Annotated in this window: 3 protein-coding genes; all 3 read left to right on the top strand. The window is 48.7% G+C overall.

What is annotated here, in order from left to right:
* Positions 1 to 134 precede the first annotated feature (134 nt).
* The 3 genes from FD07_RS11720 (at position 135) to FD07_RS11710 (ending at position 2,891) form a co-directional block, all read left to right on the top strand.
* Positions 135 to 497, top strand: a complete 363-nt coding sequence (locus tag FD07_RS11720) for a nuclear transport factor 2-like protein (protein ID WP_020090514.1) — start codon at positions 135 to 137, stop codon at positions 495 to 497.
* 249 nt (positions 498 to 746) lie between these two features.
* Positions 747 to 1,418 carry a 2,3-bisphosphoglycerate-dependent phosphoglycerate mutase gene (locus FD07_RS11715; protein WP_020090513.1) on the top strand — a complete coding sequence of 224 codons (672 nt, stop codon included), beginning with the start codon at positions 747 to 749 and terminating at the stop codon, positions 1,416 to 1,418.
* A gap of 246 nt (positions 1,419 to 1,664) precedes the next feature.
* Positions 1,665 to 2,891, top strand: a complete 1,227-nt coding sequence (locus tag FD07_RS11710; protein ID WP_020090512.1) for a serine hydrolase domain-containing protein — start codon at positions 1,665 to 1,667, stop codon at positions 2,889 to 2,891.
* Positions 2,892 to 2,952: the final 61 nt, after the last annotated feature.

Below are 2,952 nucleotides of genomic sequence, written 5' to 3'. Positions count from 1 at the left end.
TTACACAAGATATTTTACGCTCTCTGCATCTGAATAGGTAAGTCTAGTGAAGGAATGGCTCGCAATCCGGCTAGCTGGCTTTACATTTCGCAGCTTCAGCCTACACTAAAGCTCTGATTGAAGGAGGGACTTGCATGGACGTAAAAGCAGAACTTATCAAACGTTATTTTAGGCTATCGGACTTGGCTTCTCGTGACAATCAAGCTTGTCGGGAGATTATCACTCTTTTCGCTGACAATGCAGTTGTTAAGGGAGCCAACGGGATGATTGCTGCTACTCCAACTGAGATTACGACATTTTTTGAGAACTTTTTTCAGGATAATCAGTCATTACGACACCTTTGTCAGGTTGTCATTACCGATGGTGTCTATCAAGCTGAGTGGGCGGTTGCGGGGTGTAAGCGGAATGGCAAGCTGTTCGCCTTCCACGGATTCGATACTTATGAATTCGATCAGAATAACAAAATAACTTTTCTACAAGTCGAGATTCGGCAGTAAGTGTTATGCCGTCAGGGCAACGTTATCAAAAAAATCAGCTCCGATAATTGCGTGAAGGTTGTCGGGACTGTTTTTTTGCAGTTGGGCCAGGTATTTTCGACGCGTTAGGGTTAGTGACATGGGCACAATGAGAATAGGGTTAGGAGTCAACGGTGACTGCCCGTGATTTTCCGCACAAATTAAACGAAACCTGGCCGCGGCTATGTTATGATTGTCGTGGTAATTATAGAGAGAAAGGGAGCGTGACGAATGGCAAAGCTGGTTATTTTACGGCACGGTGAGAGTGTCGCTAACCGAGATAACATTTTTACGGGGTGGAATGATGTCCCGCTGACTGCGAAGGGGCGACAACAGGCACGGGCTGCTGGACAGTTGGTGGCACAGACGGGGCTTCATTTTGGTGCGCTCCACACGTCAATGCTACAGCGGGCCATCGTCACCTCAAACATTGTCTTGGAAGCCATTGATCAGCTTTACATTCCAGAGTACAAATCTTGGCGGCTTAACGAACGCCATTACGGTGCGCTTCGAGGGAAGAATAAGGATCGTGTTCGTGAAGAGGTCGGCGATAAGCAAATCAAGATTTGGCGGCGAAGCTTTGAAACGGTGCCACCGCAGCTGGACCACATTGTGCAAGATGCGCGATACGATCGGTTCGGTCCTGACATCGAGCCTTTAGGTGAAAGCCTCGAGATGGCCTATCACCGGTTGATGCCATACTGGGTGGACCAGGTTGCCCCCCGGTTGCTAGACGGTCAGAATCAGCTGATCGTGGCTCATGGCAGTACGTTGCGGGCCTTGATCAAATATTTAGATGGTGTCGCGGATGCGGACATTAGCAAGGTTGAAGTTGCCAATGGTGAACCCATTCAGTACACGTTTGATGAACACCTGAACGTACTCAAAAAATTAATTCTTTAATAATTAGTTAACGAAATACTAAGATAATTAGGTTGGCGGACACAATCGGTAGAAAAGATTGTGTTTGGCCAGCCTTTTCGTATAATCAGAGGCAGGGACTTTTCCGTAAGTAATTGGTGGACCACGTTGCCAGGTAATCCAACAGCTCGGTTTGCACAGCACGTCACGGGGAGCTTGACGGTTTGTGTGGATGGTCAGCTAATTGCAAAATCAAGTGGGGTCTAATTTCTAGGGGGATTGAGGATTGTGAATAAGCGTAATTTGGGGCACTGGGCCATTTTGGCAACAGTGATTGTCGGTATTACCGGTCTGGTCATCGGGATGCACGAGATTGATACCAAGGATCAGCAGGCGGTGCACACAACGAACAAGCTACATGCTAAGCAAACGCGGCAGGAGATCGCGTACGATGCCTTGCGTAGCAATCAATTGCGGCAAAAGAAGAAAACAGCGTTGGATAAACAGAATAAGGGACAGAAGCATCCCCAATTTGCGGCGCGCTTCACCAAGAGTTTGAAGGCCAAAAAATTTGTGGGGACGGCCCTAGTGGTCAAGAACAACAAGGTGGTCTATCAGCGCTCATTTGGTAAGGCCAATGCCAAGAAGCAACGGGCTAATCAGCCGACGTCACAGTTTTTGATCAACTCCATCCAAAAGTCAATCACGGGGATGCTCGTTATGCGAGCCGCTCAGGCCGGACAGCTCCACCTGACGGATAAGCTCAGTAAGTACTATCCACAGATCAAGGGGAGTAATCGGGTGACGATTCGGCAGATGCTCAATATGGAAGCCGGAATCAGTGGTGATCTGAATCCTGGGACGACGCTGACAGAACCTGCAGTTTACAAATATGCGGCGCAGCAAGCGCGCATCAACCGAACGAAAATTAATCAATTTAATTACCAACCAATCTGTTATACCCTGTTAGCGGGAATTTTGCGAAAGGTGACGCACGAATCCTACTATGGATTGTACTACGAGCATGTGGTAACGCCGTTGAACCTGAACCATTCTAGCTTTGCACAACTCAAGCATCCTGGGACGACGATCGGTTATAGTGGAACGGTTCCTGGCAACTATTCGCAGCCCCACGTGCCATCTGCCAAGGACATGGCCGTTCAAATTGCCACAGGGAATGCCACAATGTCTGCTGGCGATGTCTTCAGAACGGAGCGGGCGTTGATCCAGGGAACGTTGCTCAAGAAGCGCTCTGGTGCAAATATTCTTCACCAAAGTAAGTCAACCACGGCTCACTATGCGGGAGGGATGTATCACCTCGACCGTATCGGTTACTACGGTCATGGCGTTGGCGATGACTACGAAGGGACGTATGCCCTGAGTCGCAACGGGAAGACCGGGGTCGTTCTGTTGTCGAACAACTACTATAAGGGTGGGATGTATCCAACGTGGTCAACGGAAGACCTGGCCCTCAATACCTTCCGAAATGTTAACGCGGTAAGCAAACTCTATTAGGAGTCAAGAAGTCGGCAGGTTTGCCGGCTTTTTTAGTGGTTCTATGTCAACTGTTGTTGGT

Origin of the sequence: Levilactobacillus parabrevis ATCC 53295, assembly GCF_001434055.1 — a bacterium.
Classification (GTDB): domain Bacteria; phylum Bacillota; class Bacilli; order Lactobacillales; family Lactobacillaceae; genus Levilactobacillus; species Levilactobacillus parabrevis.
The sequence above is the reverse complement of the archived record's forward strand: the minus strand, read 5'-3'. Positions and strand labels throughout refer to the sequence as shown.

Coding starts and splice junctions, on each gene's coding strand:
- FD07_RS11720 (WP_020090514.1), top strand. CDS start 135: ATGGACGTAAAAGCAGAACTTATCAAACGTTATTTTAGGCTATCGGAC.
- FD07_RS11715 (WP_020090513.1), top strand. CDS start 747: ATGGCAAAGCTGGTTATTTTACGGCACGGTGAGAGTGTCGCTAACCGA.